This is a genomic window from Acuticoccus kandeliae, assembly GCF_003073115.1.
On sequence record NZ_QBBV01000002.1, the window covers coordinates 1,169,842 to 1,187,651 of the forward strand.

Sequence of the window (17,810 nt, forward strand, 5' to 3'; positions counted from 1 at the left end):
TCAGTTCCCCTCGAAGACCGGCTTCGTCTTGTTGGCGAACGCGTTGAAGGCGCGACGATAGTCCTCGGTCTGCATGCAGAGCGCCTGGGCGACGGCCTCCTGGTCGATCGCCTCGTCGACGCCCATCGCCCACTCCATGTGGAGCATCTTCTTGGTGATCCCGTTCGCGAAGGTCGGCCCGTCGGCGAGGCGCTTGGCCAGCTCCTGCGCCGCCGCGAGGACGCCGTCCGGCGTTTCGAGCCGGTTGAAGAAGCCCCAATTCTCGGCCTCCTCCCCGCCCATCGTGCGGCCGGTGAAGAGAAGCTCGGAGGCGCGGCCCTGGCCGATGATACGCGGCAGCATCGCGCACGCGCCCATGTCGCACCCGGCAAGGCCGACGCGGTTGAAGAGGAAGGCGACCTTCGCCTCCCCCGTCCCGATCCGCATGTCGGAGGCCATCGCGAGGATCGCACCCGCGCCGACGCACACGCCGTCGATCGCGGAGACGATCGGCTGCGGGCAGGCGCGCATCGCCTTCACGAGGTCGCCCGTCATCTGGGTGAAGTCGAGGAGGCCCTTGGTGTCGCGCTCCAGGAGCGGCTGGATGATCTCGAAGACATCGCCGCCGGAGCAGAAATTGCCACCCGACCCGGTGAGGACGACGGCTTTGATCGCGTCCTCGTAGGGCAGCGCGCGGAAGAAATCGCGCAGCTCGGCGTAGCTCTCGAAGGTGAGCGGGTTCTTCCGCTCCGGGCGGTTCAGCGTGATCGTCGCGACCTTGCCGTCGACCTCGAGCTTGAAATGCTGCGGCGTGTACGCGCCGAGCGGCAGAGGGATCGTGAAGCGGTCGCTCATAGTTTCTCCTGAACGCTGGTCCGCGCCTCGCGAAGAAGCTGCGAAAGGGTCGCCCGCGCGGCGTCGTCGAGACCGTCGAACAGCTCGCCGACCCAGCCCTTGTGCGCGGCGGCCATCACCTCGAAGAGGGCGCGCCCGTCTCTCGTGAGCTCGACGAGCGCGGAGCGGCGGTCGTTGCGGGCGACGCGGCGCTCGACGAGGCCGTCCTCCACGAGGCGGTCGACGAGGCCGGTGACATTGCCGTTGGTCACCATCAGGCGGCGCGACAGCTCGCCGAGCGCCAGCGGCTCCGGCGACTTCGCGAGCTGGGCCATCAAGTCGAAGCGCGGCAGGGTCATCGAGAATTCGGCGCGCAGGCGGCGCGACAGTTCCGCCTCGACCATGTTGGCCGTCGCGAAGAGGCGCAGCCACAGGCGCAGGGGCGAAGCCTCGTCGCGCGCCTCGGCGGCGGCCGTCGGCCGGGTCACCTGGTCCATCACATCACCTCGCCCCCGGCGACCACGATCGCCTGTCCCGTGATCGCGCCCGCATCCTCGCCGAGGAGCCAACGCACGCTGTCGGCCACCTCGCGCGGGGCGACGAGGCGCCCCATCGGGCTGTTCGAGGCGAGCGCGGCGCGCGCGTCCGCCTCGCTGCGCCCGGTCTTCGCCATGATCCGCGCGACGCTCTCGGCCGTCATCTCCGTGTCGGCGAAGCCGGGGCAGACGGCGTTGACCGTGACGCCCGTCTTCGCCGTCTCCAGTGCCAGCGAGCGCACGAGGCCGAGAACGGCGTGCTTGGATGCCGCGTAGGCCCCGGCATAGGCATAGCCCTTCAGCGCCGCCGTCGACGCGATCGCCACGACGCGGCCATGACCGGCGGCGATCATGCCCGGCAGGACGAGCTGGACGGCGTTCAGAACACCCTCGACATTGACCGACAGGAGGCGGCGCAGCATGGCGGGGTCGGTCTTCACGATGGGGGCGGTGTCGGAGATGCCGGCCGCGGCGACGAGCGCGGTGACGGGCCCGTGCGCGGCCTCGGCCGCGCGCACGGCCTCGCCGAGGGCGGCCGGATCGGTCACGTCGGCGGAAAAGGCGGCGGTGTCCGGAAGGCGCGCGGCGACCGCATCGAGCGGCGCGGCGCGGCGGCCGACGAGAGACAGGCGGTGCGATCCGGCCAGCGCCTCGGCGACGGCGCGACCGAGCCCAGTGCCACCTCCGGTGATCAACACATGCCCGCTCATGGCTCACAATGTGCCCTTGTGAACGGATTACTTCAAGTCTAAAATAATAGCATCACAGAGGAGGTGTGGATATGCGCATCGCGGTTATCGGCGGGGGTCCCGCGGGCCTCTACTTCTCGATCCTCTACAAGAAGCAGAACCCGGACGCCGACATCCACGTCTACGAGCGGAACCGGCCGAGCGACACGTTCGGCTTCGGCGTCGTCTTCTCCGACGAGACGCTCCAGAACTTCGAGGCGCACGACGCCGAGAGCTACCGCCTCATCACCGACCGTTTCGCCTATTGGGACGATATCGAGGTCAACTTCAAAGGCGAGACCTTCCGCATCGGCGGCAACGGTTTCTGCGGCTGCTCGCGCAAGACACTGCTGGAACTCCTGAATTTCCGCGCCTCCCAGCTCGGCGTCGAGATCCACAACGGCCATGACCTGTCGATCGAGGACATCCTCGAGATGGCGAAGACGCACGACCTCGTCGTCGCCTCGGACGGCATCAACTCGGTCGTGCGCAACCATTTCATCGAGCACTTCAACCCGACGACGGACCTGCGCCCCAACCACTTCTCCTGGATGGGCTCGACGCGCCCGCTCGACGCCTTCTCCTTCTTCTTCGAGAAGAACGAGGACGGGCTCTTCATCGCCCACGCCTACCAGTACGAGCCGGGCGCCTCGACCTGGGTGCTGGAGACCGACCCCGAGACGTTCGAGCGCGTCGGCTTCGCCACCATGAGCGAGGCCGAGAGCGCGGCCTATCTGGAAAAGGTGTTCGAGAAGGCGCTCGACGGGCACCCCCTCCTCATCAACCGCTCGATGTGGCGCAACTTCCCGATGATCCGCAACGAGCGCTGGACCATCGGCAACATCGTCCTCCTCGGCGACGCGAAGGCGACGGCGCACTTCTCCATCGGCTCGGGCACCAAGCTTGCGATGGAGGACGCGATCGCCCTCAACGCGGCGATGAACCGCCACCCGAACGTGACCGCCGCCCTCGCCGGCTTCGAGAAGGGGCGGCGCGAGGAGGTGGAGAAGATCCAGCACTCCGCCGACGTCTCGCTCGTCTGGTTCGAGCGGCTGAAGCGCTACTGGACGATGGACCCCGTCCAGTTCGCGTTCGGCCTGATGACGCGCGCCAAGGCCATCACCTACGACAATCTGGAACTGCGCGCGCCGGAGTTCGTGGAGAAGATCGCCGCGCATTTCGCGAAGGACGTGGCGGCGTCCGGCTTCGACGTCGACACTGAGAACCCCAACCCGCCGATGTTCCAGCCCTTCCGGCTGCGCGACATGGTGGTCGCGAACCGCGTCGTCGTCTCGCCGATGGACACCTACTCGGCCGTCGACGGCGTCCCGCAGGACTTCCACCTCGCCCACTATGGCACGCGCGCGATGGGTGGGGCGGGCCTCGTCTATACCGAGATGGTGTGCGTGTCCGACGAGGGGCGCATCACCCCCGGCTGCGCCGGCCTCTACACCGACGAGCAGGAGGCGGCCTGGCAGCGCATCGTCACCTTCGTGCGCCAGCACTCCAAGACGAAATTCTGCATCCAGCTCGGCCATTCGGGCCGCAAGGGCTCGACGAAGCTGATGTGGGAGGGGATGGACCGCCCGCTCGAGACCGGCGGATGGCAGACGATCGCCCCCTCCCCGATCCCTTATTTTCCGGACAGCCCCGCCCCCCGCGAGATGACGCGGGCGGACATGGACAAGGTGGTCGCCGATTTCGTCGCCGCGACGGAGCGCTGCGTGCGCCTCGGCGTCGACATGATCGAGCTTCACTGCGCGCACGGCTATCTCCTCGCGAGCTTCCTTTCCCCGCTCACCAACCACCGCACCGACGCGTATGGGGGGTCGATCGAGAACCGCCTGCGCTTCCCGCTCGAGGTGTTCGACGCGATGCGCGCGGTCTGGCCGGCCGAGAAGCCGATGTCGGTGCGCGTCTCGGCGACGGACTGGGCCGAGGGCGGCATCGTCGGCGACGACACGGTGGTGATCGCGAAGGCGTTCGTGGCGCACGGGGTCGACCTCATCGACGTGTCGAGCGGGCAGACCGTGCCGGAGGGCAAGCCCATCTTCGGGCGCATGTTCCAGACCCCGTTCGCCGAGCAGGTGCGGGCCGAGGCCGGCATCGCGACGCTCGCCGTCGGCGCCATCACGTCGGCCGATCAGGTGAACACGATCCTTGCGGCCGGACGCGCCGATCTCGTGGCGCTCGCCCGCCCGCACCTCGTCAATCCTTACTTCACGCTCCTGGCTGCGGCGGAATACGGGGTTGCGGATGTCGACTGCCCGCCGCAGTACTGGCCGGGTCGCGACCAGGCGTTCCGCAACGCGCCGCGCTCGCGCGAGGAGCTGAAGGAGTTGCGCTTGAAGGCCCGTCCGCGCCATCGTTATCAAAACGAACGGGGGCGGGTCGCCGCGGAATGAGGGGCACAAGGGCACCTCATTCACCAAGCGTTAACCGTCTTCGGTAAGAATTCCCCACTGCGGGGCCCCCGGCCTCGCCGAAACGGGAGCGAACCGATGCGCGTTTGTCGCCGGCGGATTCGAGGGCTCGTGGCGTTGACAATTGCTGTCGCGTTCGCGGCACCGGCCCATGCTCAGGTCAAGATCCCCTTTCCCCCGCTCGATGGGCTGATCGAGCGGGACGCGGCCTATCAGCCGCTGCCACTCGAAAAGCCGGGGATCGTCGAGACGTTCGCGACGAGCTGTTCGCCCACCCATCCGGAGCTGTTCTGGGCCTCGCTGCCGCGCCCCCTGCGCGAAGTGCCGCTGCGCGAGATGATCGGCCAGATGCTGATGATCAGCTTCTCCGGCAACACCGCCGACAGCGCCGGCGTCACGATCGCCGCGAACGCGCTCGCCGCGTCCGAGGTGGGCGGCGTCCTCTATTTCCGGCACAATATCGGCTCGGCCGCCGACGTGAAGGCGATCAACGCGCGCCTCGAGGCGGCGCGGCCGGACCTGCCGCCCTTCATCGCGATCGACCAGGAAGGCGGCGCCGTGATGCGCCTCAAGCCCTCCGAGGGCGCGCCCGACACCCCCTCCGCGCGCGACGTCGCCGCCAAGTCGCTCGACGAGGCGGCCGAGATCTATGGCGAGATGGCCGCGAACCTCGCCGAGATGGGCTTCACCGTGAATTTCGGCCCCGTGGTCGACGTGGAGGTGAACCCGAACAACCCCGTCATCTCTCGCTTCGGCCGCTCCTACGGCGCCGATATCGACACCGTCGTTGATTACGCCGAGGCGTTCGTGGACGCCCATCGCGCCGCCGGGGTCGCGACCTCGCTGAAGCACTTCCCCGGCCACGGCTCCTCGACCGACGACAGCCATGACGGGGCGATCGACCTCACGCGCACCTGGTCGCGGCGCGAGATGGTGCCCTTCCGCGACATGATCCGCGACCGCGAGGCCGACATGATCATGATAGGCCACCTGATGCTCGACGAGGTGAGCGGGCCGGAGGGGCTGCCGGCCTCCCTCTCTCCGAACGCCATCGACCGCGTGCTGCGCCAGACGCTCTGCTTCGACGGGCTCGTCGTCTCCGACGATCTCTCGATGGACGCCATCTCCGACCATTGGGACGCGCCCGAGGCGGCACGGCGGATGGTGCTCGCCGGCGGCGACATCGCGCTCCTGTCGCTGCCCGGTGACAAGGGGATGGCGCTCGTGGGCGAGGTGATCGACCGGCTGGAGCAGGAGGCGCTCGCCTCCGACGTCTTCGCCGACAAGATCCGCCATGCCTATGCGCGCATCGTCCACCACAAGCTCGACCTTGCCGAGGCGCGCCAGCTCTCCACCCGGACCGGCACGGGAAGCGACGCCTTGCGCTGGGCTCGCGCCGACGAGGCGACCCTTCCCCGCTGAGGCGAGCCCCCACGGGGGCGCGCCGCACGCCCCACGCCCCGCCGGGGCCTGAGGCCAAGCTTCGATCCAGACCCGCCCACTATCACTCTCGGCCGGTGGCACGGCGCAATCGTGCCCGAGATGGATGGTGAGCGATGTCGGCAACTTTCCTCGACAAGGCGATCAGCCGGGCCGAGCGGCAGGACCTCCTGCACGTCGCCGGAAGCGCGAGCGGCGTTCTCGTCGTCTCCACCGGCGGGAAGATCTTGTCCGCGAACGACCGGGCCGCGAAGCTCCTCGGCGCGACGCCGGGGGCGCTCGCCGGAAAATCGGTCTCCTCATTCCTCACGGTGGAGCCGCCCGACGCGGACCTTTTCGGCGCGGCCGGGCTCGGCCAGCTCCGCAGCCAGCGCACCTGCGCGCGGGTGCTGCGGACCAACGCCAAGGCGACGCCCTATGTGGGCGCGCAGATCATCCTCCTCGGCAAGGCGACGAACTCGGAGAAGATCCTCATCATCGCCGACGACGTGTCGGCGCGCGAGACGGAGCTCTCCGGCCAGAAGGCGCGGATGGACACGGTCGACCGCGCCTTCGCCGTGATCGAGTTCGATCTCGAAGGGCAGATCCTGCGCGCCAACGCGCGCTTCTGCGAGGCGATGGGCTACCGCGCCGACGAGGTGGTCGGCCGCCCGCACCGCATGTTCGTGCCGACCAAGGTGATGGACGAGACGTCCTACAAGGCGTTCTGGCGCACGCTGCGGGAAGGCAAGGCTCACGCAGGCGAGTTCGAGCGGGCCGGGAAGAACGGGCAATCGGTCTTCCTGGAAGCCACCTACATCCCCGCCCTCGACGCGTCCGGCCGCCCGACCTCGATCGTGAAGGTCGCGCAGGACGTCACGAGCCGCGCGGTCAAGCGCAAGAGCATGGAGGAGGTCGCGCGCGGCCTCGACCGCCGGTTCGACGAGATCGTCCTCGCGGTCTCGCAGGCGCACGAACGCTCCTCCACTGCCTCGACGGCCGCGACCACCACCTCGAACATGGTCCAGCACGCGGTCGACGCGGTGGCCGAGCTGCGCGGCTCATCCCAGCGCATCGGCGAGGCCGTCGTGCGCTCGCGCCAGGCCGTCAGCAACGTCTCGCGCGAGACCGAGACGGCCGACAGCCACATCGCCCAGCTCTCCGAGGCGGCGAGCTCGATGACCTCGATCGTCGAGATCATCTCGAAGGTGGCCGGGCAGATCAATCTCCTCGCCCTCAACGCCACCATCGAGGCGGCGCGCGCGGGCGAGGCCGGCAAGGGGTTCGCCGTCGTCGCGGCCGAGGTGAAGAGCCTCGCCGACCAGGTCGAGCGGTCGACCAACCAGATCAGCAGTGACATCTCGCGCGTCCAGTCGGTCTCCTCCGACGTCGTGGTCGCGCTGCGCGCCATCGGCCAGGCGGTGCGCTCGGTGCAGGAGAGCGTCGATGTCGCAGGCGAGGTGGTCGAGGCGCAGAACAGCGCCGCCCAGCACATCGTCACCGACATGACCCATGCGGCAAGCTCGGTGCGCGAGATCGACGACAATCTCGGCGCCATCAGCACCGCCGTCGCCGACGCCGACGAGCTCGCCCGCCAGGGCAGCGCCGCCTATCGCAGCCTCCAGGCGACGACGATCCACTGACCCAGTCCACGCCAACGCGCCGCCCGCCCCCCACCGGCCCGAGAGACGACACATGACCAACGGTCGCAAGCGCACGATCCTCAACAACATCCGCCTGTCCTTCAAGCTCGCGGCATCAGTCTCGCTGGTGCTGATGATGCTTGTCGCGGTCGCCTTTGTCGGCTGGCGGGGGACGGACCGCGTCGCCGCGCTGTTCGTCGACTACCGGCACACCGCCTCCGAGCTCACCCACCTCTCCAAGCTCGAGAGCGAGACGGTGCGGGCGCAGCTCAGCATCCAGCGCTTCATCTCGAACCACGGCGAGGCCGGGATCGGCGAAGTGCGCGACCACATCCGCCTGATGACCGAGCAGGCGCGTGCCGCCGCCGAGGAGGGCGCGACCGGCCGGCAGCGCGAGCGGTTCGCCGAGATCGTCGCCCTCTCGGACCGCTATTCGAGCCTCTTCGACGATGTCGCGACGGCCCAGGATGAGTTGAGGCGGCTCGGCGACGCGCTGGAGGCCGCGGGCGGCCGGCTCGACGAGACGCTGCACGAGACCCTGCGCGCGGCATTCCAGGGGCCGATCGAAAACGCGGAAGCCATCGCGATGTTCGAGGAGCACGTCCTCCTCGGCCGCGCGAAGGCGCTGCGCTTCCTCATCGATGGGCAGGCGGAGACGCGCGCCACAGCGCTCGCCGAGTTCGACCTCGCGACCGCGGGCGTCGCATCCGCGGCACGCGCGTCCGCGCCATCGAATCGCCCCGCGTTCGCCGCGCTCGACGAGGCGATCGTGGCCTATCGGTCGGCCTTCGAGACGATCAGCGCCGCCCTCGAGGCGCGCGACAACCTCTTCAAGGGCGAGCTCGAGCCCCTGTCGGAGCGGCTGAGCGGGGCGATCGCCTCGATCACCGAATCGCAGCGCGCGCAGCAGCAGGAGATCGACGGCGCCGCCCCCCAGACCGTCGCCGAAACGCGGCGCACCACCCTGATCCTGACCTTCGCCGCGATCGTCATCGCGATCGTCGTCAGCATCCTCCTCGTGCGCAGCACCGCGATCCCGATCCGCGCGCTGACGCGCCGCCTCGTGGATCTCGCCGAGGGGCGGACCAACTACAAGGTGCGCGAGAGCAACAGCACGGACGAGTTCGGCAAGATGTGGTCCGCCCTCGCGCGTCTGCGCGAGGCCGCCGACAACGCCTACCTGAAGGCCCAGATCGTCGACCAGGTCCCCGTCGCCGTGATGCTCGCCGACCCGAAGAACGATTTCCGAATCACCTACATGAACGCGTGGACGCGGCGTCAGCTCGAACCCATCGCCGCCTTCCTGCCGAGGCCGATCGACGAGATGGTCGGCATGTCGATCGACGAGCTCCACCGCAACCCCGCCCACCAGCGCGAGATCCTCAACGATCCGTCGAACCTGCCCTGGCGCGCCCAGATCAAGGTCGGCAGCGAGTACATGTCGCTGTGCGCCTCCGCCGTCACCGACCGGGAGGGGAGCTACGCCGGGGCCCTCCTCACCTGGACGCTGATCAGCCGCCAGGTGAAGAGCCGCAGCACGTTCGAGACGAACGTGAAGGGCACGATCGACCGGATGGGCGAGACGTTCGTCTCCATGCGCGGCAAGGTCGACGGCATCGTGGAGAGCGTCCACGGCACCCAGCAGCACCTCACCGCCGGCGCCGCGGCCGTCACGCAAGCCTCCTCCAACGTGCAGATGGTCGCCTCCGCCGCCGAGGAGCTCGCCTCCTCGATCACCGAGATCTCCGCCCGCCTCGCCCAATCCTCCGCCCGCGCGAACGAGGCGGCTGAATCGACCGCCAGCGTCGCCCACCAGGCGAACGAGCTCGCCTCGGCGAGTTCGCGCATCACCGAGGTGGTGGAGGCGATCTCCAACATCGCGAGCAAGACGAACCTCCTCGCCCTCAACGCCACCATCGAGGCGGCGAGCGCGGGGGACGCCGGCAAGGGCTTCGCGGTGGTGGCGCAGGAGGTGAAGAGCCTCGCGACCCAGACCGCCCGCGCAACCGAGGAGGTCGCCGGCCACACCGCGACCATCCAGAGCCACATCGACAGCGTCGTCCACGGCATCACCGAGGTGACGCGCGTGATCGACGACATCAAGGACACGTTCGCCTCGATCGCGATCGCGGCCGAGGAGCAGCAGGCCGCGACGCACGAGATCACCGTCAACGCCCAGCAGGCTTCGAGCGGGGTGGAGACGGCCTCGCAGACGATCAACCGCGTGGAGATGCTGTCGGCCGGCAACCTCGACGCGGCGACGCTCCTGTCGAAGGCGGCACAGGAGCTCAGCCAGGCGAACGACAACCTGTCACGCGAATCGACCGCCTTCCTCGACGTGATGAAGGCGAGCTGACGCCCGCCAGGCCGCCTCGACCTGATGGGGTGAGCGGCCGCCCGCCGCCCCGCTACCAGATTTCGGAGCGGTCCGCCCCAGTCAGAAGCTCGGCGAAGCGCCGCTCGGTCGGCCCGGTGAGCCCCTCCGGCAGGTCATGGATCGAGGCGAGGCGCACCTCGGCGATCTCGCTCGCCTGCGGGCTCACGAGCGCCGGATCCACCGCCGGATGGCCGCGCGACACATAGACCGCGACATGGTCGCGCTGGGCAAGGCTGCGATTCCAGTAGAGGCCGAAAAAATCCGGCATCGCCGCCATCACGATTCCGGTCTCCTCGCGCAGCTCGCGCACCGCCGCCTCGCGAGTCGATTCGCCCGGATCCACACCCCCGCCGGGGAAATGCCAACCTTTTGAATAGGTGTGCCGCACCAGGAGCACGCGCTCCTCGGTGTCGATCAGAACGCACCGGACTCCGAGGGTGACCGGGGGGCGAATGAGGGCGCCGAGACGCCAGACGAGTTTTCCCAAGGGGTCCGCCTTATCCGTCAAGGGCCTTGAACCGAATCCGCTGGATCGCGAAGAGGGACGGGACGACCACAGCCATCTGAGCTGAAGGACGATTCTCTTTGACGCGTATTCGCCTTGCCCACCTGTCCGATCCCCATCTCGGTCCGCTCCCCCGGCCCGGCCTCACCGCCTTGGCCTCCAAGCGGATCTTCGGCTACCTCAACTGGCTGAAAAATCGCCGGCACGCTTTGGGCGATCGGTTCCTCGGCGCGATCATGGCAGACATCGCGGCGCAATCGCCAGACCACGTGTGCGTGACCGGCGACCTCGTCAACATCGCCCTGCCCGCGGAGTTCGACCATGCGGCGGATTGGCTGGATTCGATCGGGCCGCCCGACACGGTGAGCGTCGTCCCCGGCAATCACGACGCCTATGTCCCCGGCGCGGTGAAGCGGGCGGCGGCGGCCTGGGCGCCGAATATCGCGGGAGAAGGCGGCGCGGGCTTCCCCTATTGCCGCCGCCTCGGCCATGTCGCGCTCTTCGGCGTGTCCACCGCCGTCGCGACGCCGCCGCTCTGCGCAGGCGGGCGTGTGGGCCCGCAACAGCTCGCCGCCCTCAGCGATCTCCTCGACCGCCACGACGACGCCTTCAAGGTGGTGATGATCCATCATCCGCCGGACGCGGCCCTCGCCTCGGGCCGGCGCGGGCTCGCCGATGTCGCGGACGTGCGCGAGGTGCTCGCGGCCGGATGCGTCGACATCATCCTGCACGGCCACAATCACACGCCCTCGCTCGCCTGGCTCGAGACGCCACGCGGGCGTGCCGCGATCATCGGCGTGCCGTCCGCCTCGTCCGACGGCCGGCGCTACCCGCTCGCTGGATACGCGCTCATCGACATCGATCCCCAACGAAACACGGCGCGTCTGACGCGCCGTGGCTTCCGTTCGGCCGAGGGCGGCGTGAAGTCGATCGAATCGATCGACCTCAATCTGTCCCCGGCTCTCGACTGAGAGGCAGCACCGCGCTATCAGGCGCGGTAGTGCTGAACCTTGGTTGCCCGAAGCCCGGCGAGACCGTGCCGGTCGATCAGAGCGTTCCAGCTCAGAAATTCCTCGACGGTCAGCGTGTAACGGTCGCACGCCTCGTCGATGGACAACAAACCGCCGCGCACGGCTGCGACAACTTCGGCCTTGCGACGGATAACCCAGCGCTTTGTGTCGGCCGGCGGAAGATCGGCAAGCGTAAGCGGTGTGCCATCCGGGCCAATGACATAGCGATAACGTGGCTGTGGATACTCAGACATGACGCACTCGACGAAGACCCAAATTTCAGCATCGGTTAAAGCGCAAGGCCGCTTAACGCATACCTAACTCCGGCATACGTTGCCGCAGGGAAGGTTTGTGCTTAGCTAACAGACGTTATGCATTCGACGGCACCTCATTCGGAAAACAGCCTGGGCTTGCCGGGCAAGGCGGCTGACCATCGCGTCGTCGTCGCGATGTCGGGCGGCGTCGATTCGTCGGTCGTCGCGGGTTTGCTGGCCCGCGAGGGGTTCGAGGTCGTCGGCATGACGCTGCAGCTCTACGACCACGGCGCCGCAGTTGGCCGGAAGGGCGCGTGCTGCGCCGGGAGCGATATTCACGACGCCCGCCTCGTCGCCGAGCGGCTCGGCATCGCCCACTATGTGCTCGACTATGAGAGCCGATTCCACGAGGGCGTCATCGAAGCGTTCGCGGACGCCTACGCGCGCGGCGAGACGCCGGTGCCCTGCATCGCGTGCAACCAGACCGTCAAGTTCACCGATCTCCTGGCCGCGGCCCGTACGCTCGGCGCCTCCGCGCTCGCGACCGGCCACTATGTGACGAGCCGCCTCGTCGAGGGCCAGCGCCGTCTCTTCCGCCCGCATGACGAGCGGCGCGACCAGTCCTATTTCCTGTTCGCGACCACGGCCGAGCAGCTCGAATATGTGCGCTTCCCGCTCGGCGAGATGCCGAAGGAGCGCGTGCGCGAGCTCGCCGCCGAGATGGGCCTCGTCGTCGCCGACAAGCCGGACAGCCAGGACATCTGCTTCGTGCCGGACGGGCGCTATGCCCGCGTGGTCGCCGCGATGCGGCCCGAGGCGACGCAGCCCGGCAACATCCGCCACGTCGACGGCCGCCTCCTCGGCCAGCACGATGGCGTGATCAACTACACCGTCGGCCAGCGGCGCGGCCTCAACATCGCGCTCGGCGAGCCGCTCTTCGTCGTGAAGATCGACGCCGAGAATCACGAGCTCATCGTCGGCCCGCGCGAGGCGCTGCGCTCGCACCGCGTGATGCTGCGCGACGCGAACTGGCTCGGCGCCCCTCTCGCCGTCGGCGAGCAGCGGCCCGTCTATGCGCGCGTGCGCTCCACGCGCCCGCCGCGCCCGGCCGCGATCATCCTGACCCCCACCGGCTACGAGGTGGAGATCGACGGTGGCGAGGAAGGCGTCGCGCCCGGACAGGCGTGCGTCCTCTACGACACCGACGAGGCCGGAGCGGAGATCCTGGGCGGCGGCTTCATCCAGAAGGCCATCGCCGATCCCGCCATCGCGCCGACGCCCGCCCACGTGCCCGCCTGAACCCCGCAGGTCCTTTCTCCATGTCCCGTACCGACCCGCCGGCCGCCAGCGCCAAGACTCGTTCCGTCGAAGGCAAGGACGTGAAGTCCGCCTACGCGCGCTGGGCTCCGGTCTATGAGGTGATCGCGACGCCGACCGTCCCGGCGCGCAAGATCGCCGCGCAGCGCGTCAACGCCATCGGCGGCCGCTTCCTGGAGGCGGGTGTCGGCTCCGGCTCGGCGCTCTCCCTCTACGGCCCGAACGTCTCCCTCGTCGGCGTCGACCTCTCGCACGACATGCTGAAGATCGCGCGCGAGCGGGTGGAGAAGGGCCTCCCGAACGTCGAGGCCATCGTTGAGATGGACCTCATGTCCCTCGCCTTCGCCGATGCCTCGTTCGACGGTGTCGTGTGCATGTTCACGATCACCGCCGTCCCCGACGCGGCGCGGGTGATGTCCGAGTTCGCGCGCGTGGTGCGTCCGGGCGGCATCGTGATGATCGCGAGTCACTTCGAGGCAAAGTCCGGCCCCTGGCAGGTGACGGACCGTCTCCTCAACCCGTTCTCCAAGCGCCTCGGCTGGAATCCGTCGATGCCGATCGACGGCGTGCTCCACACGCCGGGCCTCACGCTGGAGAAGCGGGAGGAGCTTCCCCCGGCCGGATTGATCACGTTGTTGGTTTTCCGCCGAACCGCTTGACAGACACCCCCGATTTCAGACTTATGCGCTCACCGGCGGCGGAGTAGCTCAGTTGGTTAGAGCAGCGGAATCATAATCCGCGTGTCGGGGGTTCGAGTCCCTCCTCCGCTACCACCGCGATTTTCTTGAAATTCAAGACGTTAGAAGCGCCCTTCCTTAGGATCGGGCGCTTTTTCATCTCGCGCCATGTACCATGTAATGACACCGGATTCCTTGGGGTTTCTGGAGGGCCTGGCAGCTCCACGCGACATGGATGCGACATGAGATGTCTTCGCAAGCGCGCGGGTCCCCAGCTCTTTTGCTGTCGGCACAAGCGCTGGGCTGCGGCCACCGGCTTCCCAGTCGATCCTCCGATCCGCTCGAAGACCACGACGAGCACTTCGTAAAGCGGTGCCGCGATCGATGCAGCGTGACGGCCTCCCGGTTCCGCTTCAATTGCCCGTTGAGCACCGCCAGATCTTCGATCCCTTCAGTCTCAAAGAATCGACACCGCCGCAAAATACGTGGTCGTCACTGCGCCGGGTTGATCTGACCGCCGGGTACAGGACCTTTGAACCGTGGCGATTGCGCGAAGGGCCGCGTGATCGACCAGTACAGGCGCGGAGGAAGGGGGTGTAGAGCGCGCCCTCTAGTTCGCTTGCGCTTCAAATTCCGGATTGCTGTCCAGCGCCTCGCGAAGGCGTCGGTCGTATTCGTCGCCGAGTTCCGCGAGCGCCTTTGCCGCGTCGCCTCGGAACGAGGGGCCGTGCATCAGGGCCAGCCCCTCGGGCTCAAGGCTCGCGAGGGACCGGATCGTCGTCCCCATCCGGGGCGACAGGGCCGAGTATTGGAAGACGTTCTCGGCGACGATCGCCGGCCCCACGATGTCGCCGTCGTGCGACTCGGCTTGCTCGCCGAGCTGGGTGAACAGGTCACCGCACAACAGCGTTCGCGTGCTCTCCTCGAAGATCAGCCCCGCATCCCAGCCGTGCGGCGTATGCGGCGTGTCGATGAAGCGGACACGGCGTCCATTGCCGATCTCGATGACCTCTCCGTCGGCGAGTGGTCTCGGCTCACGGTCCGAAAAGTCGGTGAGCGAGACGAGGCACCCGATCTGGCCGTGCGCCGGCGTCGCCATCGGCGCGGCCGCCAGCCACTCGTTCATCGCGCCGCATTCGTCGGCCTCGAAATGGCCGAACGCGATCCAGCGAAGCTTTTCGACCGGAACGATCTTGGAGACCGCGTCCCGGTAGCTCGTGAACATCTTCCTGAGGCCGGTATGAAAGAGCAGCGGCTCGTCACCCATGATCAGGAACTGATTGAAGGTGAAGCCGTCGGTCGCGCCGGGGAGCTGAACGACGTTCGAAAGGCGGTAGATGCCGTCCGCGATTTCGGTGATCCGCGTTTCCATGTCTCTGTCACTCCCCACCATTGCGGCGATCCCCTCCTGGAGGATCGTTTCGCCGAAGCTGGCCAAAGATGTCGGCGACAGCTACCGAAAGTTCAATGCGGGCCCGCGCGTATTGCAAATATTTCGCGATGCGGGTCGGGCGGACCACCGTCCCCGAGCTAAGGGGCGGATCCCTGGCGCTGGTGGCGGGCCTCTCCCGCGCCGCCCATTTCGGCGTCCTCATCAAGGGGGCTGGGCCGCTCGAGACGATGGCGCGCATTCGCACACTGATCCTCGACAAGCGCGGATGGAGGTCGGGGTCGTGACCCACGCCTACCACTCGCACGGGCTCCTCGCGAACTTCTCCGGCGAGACGGCCCACACCGGCCCCTGGCCGATGGAGAAGCGGCGCAATGCGCTCGCGGCCGGCGCGCGGCTCCTCGCGGCGGTCGACGATATCGGCCTCGACCACGCCGCGACCGGCGGCAAGGGCACCGCCGCCCGCCTCGTCGCCTGGCCGAACAAGGCCGGGATCCTGTCGGACTGGGCGCAGATCGTGTGCGACGTGCGCCACGAGGACGAAGCGATCGCGGCCGAGATGCAGCGCCGGATGATGGAAGCGCTCGAGGCCGCCGCCGCCAAGACCCACTGCGGCCACACCGTGCTCGACACCTGGAACTGGGGCGGCCGCATCTTCGACGAGACGCTGGTCGCCCTCGTGCGCGACACGGCGGGGCGGCTCGGCCTGCGCCACCAAGACCTGCCGAGCCAGGCCGGGCACGACGCCTATTTCATGGCGCGGATCTGCCCGACGGTGATGATCTTCACCCCCTGCCGCGACGGCATCACCCACAACAACAACGAGTTCGTGTCGGAGGCCGAACTGCGGCCGGCTCTGAACACCCTCCTCCACAGCGTCGTCGCCCGCGCCGATCGCCTTCACCCCGCTAACGGGTAAGCGGTTCACCGTCTCGCCGCGAAAGCGCCCTTCCATGCAACGCGGCTGCTGGCGACGTTCGATTGCACGATCCCTTCATGCTCCCTCTACAGCTTGCCCAAGTCTCTTCAGGTGCCCGAAGCTGGCTCATCTGGTCGGAGGAGCAGATATCCGCGGTCTTGGCGATCGTACCGGAACCGATCTGCGACGTGATTATATGCGCACTGTGGATCGGCCAGTGGCAGGGGGATTTATTGAAGTGGGAGTGACCCGGCTTCTCAGGCACACCTGCGCGCAAGCGGACGACCGCGCTACTCGGCCTCCTGGTCGACGTTACTGACGGTGCCGACCGACATGCCGAGATGGCGAGCGCGCGCCCGACGTGACGAGGGGGAATGGCCTTCTCCGACTTCACGCTTCAGAGCATCGACGAGGGCGAGATAACGCGGTCCGTCACAGCGATCGGCGCACGGCATCCGCCCGGGGGGCTTCATCGTGTCCCGGAGCTCGTCTCTGGCCCGGCCGCCTGTATTGGACCTGAAACGGGTACAAATCCGGGCATCCGGTCGGAGGGCCATTCAGCCGTGACGGGGGTGCATGTGGCGACGGAACATCACCTTGGATCACTCCGGCAACGAACCCATTCGGTCCGGCCGGGGGCAACGGACGGCCGCGCGCGGTGCGAACGGTGCTACATTGGCGGGGGTTGGTTCCTTCGCGGGGCGGGTTCGGGGGCGTGCCATGGGCCGGGATCGGATGCTCAGGCGGGACTTGGCGCAGAGCCTCAGCCTGCTCTTCCTGCGCGTCGCGGCGGGCTTCCTTCTCGTCTGGTTCGGACTCGACAAGATCGTCGCCGGCCATGCGCCGCTCGCGGTGCAGCGGAGCGTGGACCTCGAGGCGACGCTTGCCACCGCCATCGGTCTTGCGACGGGGGCGGGTGAGGTCGTCATCGGCGGGCTGTGCGTGGTCGGACTCTGGCGGAAGGTCGCCCTTCCGCTGCAGGCGCTGATCAACGGGTCCACGGCGGCGATGGTCTGGTGGGCGATCGTCGATCCGTTCGGGTGGTACATCACCGGTGTCGACCGGATCGTGTTCAACTCCCACGTCTTCTACTCGACCATCATCACGTTCGCGGCCTGTGTCCTGCTGATCACCTTCCAGCGCGAGGATGTCTGGTCGCTCGATGCGCTGATCTCGCGACGCGCGCGCACGCGACCCCCGCGGAATGACGACCGGCCCGGCGAAAGCGGATCGGCGCCGGCTGATCCCTAGAGACGCCGCGGCCTGCCTGGATGCTCGCCCGTCCGGCGGGGCGCCATTGGCGAAACCTCTGACCCCATCATTGCGGCACTGTGATAGCCCCGAACCATACGGGGTTCCCGGGGGCCCACGGTTCGCAAGAGGACGCACCGAGCGGCATGGATCTGACCAGACTGGACGCCGTCCTGGAGTGGATGCGCCATACGCGGCTCTCCGAGGTCGAGATCGTCGACGGCGACTTCCGCGTTCGAATGTGCCGCGAGACCGCCGCCGCCGCCATCACCGCCACCGCCGCCCCCCAACCGGCCCCCGCCCCAACTCCTCCGGGCAAGACCGTCGACGCGCCCTGCTTCGGCGTCGTCTACCTCTCCGCCGCGGCGGGTGAGCCGGCGATGGTGCGCGTCGGCGCGCGCGTCGAGGCCGGGGAGGCGCTCTGCCTCATCGAGGCGATGAAGACCTTCTCGAAGGTGGAGGCGGAGAGCGCGGGCACCATCGCGGCCGTGCTCGTCGAGGACGGGGCCGAGGTTGCGGCCGGCCAGCCGCTCTTCCGTCTGGACTGA

Annotated in this window: 17 protein-coding genes and 1 tRNA gene; 12 read left to right on the top strand and 6 right to left on the bottom strand. The window is 68.2% G+C overall.

The window, feature by feature from the left end:
• Genes DBV35_RS18115 through DBV35_RS18125 form a run of 3 tightly spaced genes read right to left on the bottom strand, consistent with a single transcriptional unit; the run spans position 1 to position 2,059 of the window.
• Entirely contained in the window at positions 1-834 is an 834-nt protein-coding gene (locus DBV35_RS18115; protein ID WP_108661699.1) for an enoyl-CoA hydratase family protein, read from the bottom strand.
• The gene (locus tag DBV35_RS18120; protein ID WP_108661700.1) at positions 831-1,310 is read right to left on the bottom strand and encodes a MarR family winged helix-turn-helix transcriptional regulator; all 480 of its coding nucleotides are present in this window, start codon (positions 1,308-1,310) and stop codon (positions 831-833) included. Before DBV35_RS18120 ends, DBV35_RS18115 begins: the two co-directional genes overlap by 4 nt.
• Complete coding sequence (locus DBV35_RS18125; protein ID WP_108661701.1) at positions 1,310-2,059, bottom strand: SDR family NAD(P)-dependent oxidoreductase; 750 nt, start codon at positions 2,057-2,059, stop codon at positions 1,310-1,312. Before DBV35_RS18125 ends, DBV35_RS18120 begins: the two co-directional genes overlap by 1 nt.
• A gap of 71 nt (positions 2,060-2,130) precedes the next feature.
• On the opposite strand from DBV35_RS18125, the gene DBV35_RS18130 reads away from it, so the two are divergent.
• The 4 genes from DBV35_RS18130 to DBV35_RS18145 all read left to right on the top strand — a co-directional run bounded on the left by DBV35_RS18130 (position 2,131) and on the right by DBV35_RS18145 (position 9,918).
• Complete coding sequence (locus DBV35_RS18130; RefSeq protein ID WP_108661702.1) at positions 2,131-4,482, top strand: bifunctional salicylyl-CoA 5-hydroxylase/oxidoreductase; 2,352 nt, start codon at positions 2,131-2,133, stop codon at positions 4,480-4,482.
• A 135-nt stretch (positions 4,483-4,617) separates the two neighbouring features.
• Positions 4,618-5,922 (top strand): glycoside hydrolase family 3 N-terminal domain-containing protein, encoded by a 1,305-nt coding sequence (locus tag DBV35_RS18135; protein WP_157961835.1) that lies wholly within the window; start codon positions 4,618-4,620, stop codon positions 5,920-5,922.
• A gap of 134 nt (positions 5,923-6,056) precedes the next feature.
• Positions 6,057-7,562, top strand: coding sequence for a PAS domain-containing methyl-accepting chemotaxis protein (locus DBV35_RS18140; RefSeq protein WP_108661704.1), 1,506 nt, complete (start codon positions 6,057-6,059; stop codon positions 7,560-7,562).
• A 52-nt stretch (positions 7,563-7,614) separates the two neighbouring features.
• Positions 7,615-9,918, top strand: coding sequence for a methyl-accepting chemotaxis protein (locus DBV35_RS18145; protein ID WP_108661705.1), 2,304 nt, complete (start codon positions 7,615-7,617; stop codon positions 9,916-9,918).
• A 52-nt stretch (positions 9,919-9,970) separates the two neighbouring features.
• Here DBV35_RS18145 and DBV35_RS18150 read toward each other — a convergent pair whose 3' ends face one another.
• Positions 9,971-10,426: an NUDIX domain-containing protein gene (locus tag DBV35_RS18150; RefSeq protein ID WP_108661706.1), complete on the bottom strand. Its 456-nt coding sequence runs from the start codon at positions 10,424-10,426 to the stop codon at positions 9,971-9,973.
• A gap of 98 nt (positions 10,427-10,524) precedes the next feature.
• Between DBV35_RS18150 and DBV35_RS18155 the strand changes: the two genes are divergently transcribed.
• Complete coding sequence (locus DBV35_RS18155) at positions 10,525-11,415, top strand: metallophosphoesterase family protein (protein WP_108661707.1); 891 nt, start codon at positions 10,525-10,527, stop codon at positions 11,413-11,415.
• Positions 11,416-11,432: 17 nt separating this feature from the next.
• On the opposite strand, the gene sciP is transcribed toward DBV35_RS18155, so the two are convergent.
• Complete coding sequence (gene sciP, locus DBV35_RS18160; RefSeq protein ID WP_108661708.1) at positions 11,433-11,708, bottom strand: CtrA inhibitor SciP; 276 nt, start codon at positions 11,706-11,708, stop codon at positions 11,433-11,435.
• A gap of 117 nt (positions 11,709-11,825) precedes the next feature.
• Here sciP and mnmA point away from each other — a divergent pair, with 117 nt between their 5' ends.
• The 3 genes from mnmA to DBV35_RS18175 all read left to right on the top strand — a co-directional run bounded on the left by mnmA (position 11,826) and on the right by DBV35_RS18175 (position 13,798).
• Entirely contained in the window at positions 11,826-13,007 is a 1,182-nt protein-coding gene (gene mnmA / locus DBV35_RS18165) for a tRNA 2-thiouridine(34) synthase MnmA (RefSeq protein ID WP_108661709.1), read from the top strand.
• Positions 13,008-13,027: 20 nt separating this feature from the next.
• Positions 13,028-13,684: a class I SAM-dependent methyltransferase gene (locus DBV35_RS18170; RefSeq protein WP_108661710.1), complete on the top strand. Its 657-nt coding sequence runs from the start codon at positions 13,028-13,030 to the stop codon at positions 13,682-13,684.
• A gap of 37 nt (positions 13,685-13,721) precedes the next feature.
• Positions 13,722-13,798, top strand: a tRNA-Met gene (locus tag DBV35_RS18175).
• Positions 13,799-14,312: 514 nt separating this feature from the next.
• On the opposite strand, the gene DBV35_RS18180 is transcribed toward DBV35_RS18175, so the two are convergent.
• Complete coding sequence (locus DBV35_RS18180) at positions 14,313-15,140, bottom strand: oxygen-binding di-iron domain-containing protein (RefSeq protein ID WP_205648720.1); 828 nt, start codon at positions 15,138-15,140, stop codon at positions 14,313-14,315.
• A 29-nt stretch (positions 15,141-15,169) separates the two neighbouring features.
• On the opposite strand from DBV35_RS18180, the gene DBV35_RS30295 reads away from it, so the two are divergent.
• The 4 genes from DBV35_RS30295 (at position 15,170) to DBV35_RS18195 (ending at position 17,810) form a co-directional block, all read left to right on the top strand.
• A complete protein-coding gene (locus DBV35_RS30295; protein ID WP_157961836.1) occupies positions 15,170-15,379 on the top strand; it encodes a hypothetical protein in 210 nt (69 codons plus the stop codon).
• The gene (locus DBV35_RS18185) at positions 15,376-16,011 is read left to right on the top strand and encodes a M20/M25/M40 family metallo-hydrolase (protein WP_157961837.1); all 636 of its coding nucleotides are present in this window, start codon (positions 15,376-15,378) and stop codon (positions 16,009-16,011) included. Before DBV35_RS30295 ends, DBV35_RS18185 begins: the two co-directional genes overlap by 4 nt.
• 750 nt (positions 16,012-16,761) lie before the next feature.
• On the top strand, positions 16,762-17,262 hold the full coding sequence (locus tag DBV35_RS18190; protein WP_108661711.1) for a DoxX family protein: 501 nt from the start codon (positions 16,762-16,764) through the stop codon (positions 17,260-17,262).
• A 146-nt stretch (positions 17,263-17,408) separates the two neighbouring features.
• The gene (locus DBV35_RS18195) at positions 17,409-17,810 is read left to right on the top strand and encodes an acetyl-CoA carboxylase biotin carboxyl carrier protein (RefSeq protein WP_108661712.1); all 402 of its coding nucleotides are present in this window, start codon (positions 17,409-17,411) and stop codon (positions 17,808-17,810) included.

Bases quoted from the DNA above. Each gene is read 5' to 3' on its own strand.
- DBV35_RS18115 (WP_108661699.1), bottom strand. From the start codon at position 834: ATGAGCGACCGCTTCACGATCCCTCTGCCGCTCGGCGCGTACACGCCG.
- DBV35_RS18120 (WP_108661700.1), bottom strand. From the start codon at position 1,310: ATGGACCAGGTGACCCGGCCGACGGCCGCCGCCGAGGCGCGCGACGAG.
- DBV35_RS18125 (WP_108661701.1), bottom strand. From the start codon at position 2,059: ATGAGCGGGCATGTGTTGATCACCGGAGGTGGCACTGGGCTCGGTCGC.
- DBV35_RS18130 (WP_108661702.1), top strand. From the start codon at position 2,131: ATGCGCATCGCGGTTATCGGCGGGGGTCCCGCGGGCCTCTACTTCTCG.
- DBV35_RS18140 (WP_108661704.1), top strand. From the start codon at position 6,057: ATGTCGGCAACTTTCCTCGACAAGGCGATCAGCCGGGCCGAGCGGCAG.
- DBV35_RS18145 (WP_108661705.1), top strand. From the start codon at position 7,615: ATGACCAACGGTCGCAAGCGCACGATCCTCAACAACATCCGCCTGTCC.
- sciP (WP_108661708.1), bottom strand. From the start codon at position 11,708: ATGTCTGAGTATCCACAGCCACGTTATCGCTATGTCATTGGCCCGGAT.
- mnmA (WP_108661709.1), top strand. From the start codon at position 11,826: ATGCATTCGACGGCACCTCATTCGGAAAACAGCCTGGGCTTGCCGGGC.
- DBV35_RS18170 (WP_108661710.1), top strand. From the start codon at position 13,028: ATGTCCCGTACCGACCCGCCGGCCGCCAGCGCCAAGACTCGTTCCGTC.
- DBV35_RS30295 (WP_157961836.1), top strand. From the start codon at position 15,170: ATGCGGGCCCGCGCGTATTGCAAATATTTCGCGATGCGGGTCGGGCGG.
- DBV35_RS18195 (WP_108661712.1), top strand. From the start codon at position 17,409: ATGGATCTGACCAGACTGGACGCCGTCCTGGAGTGGATGCGCCATACG.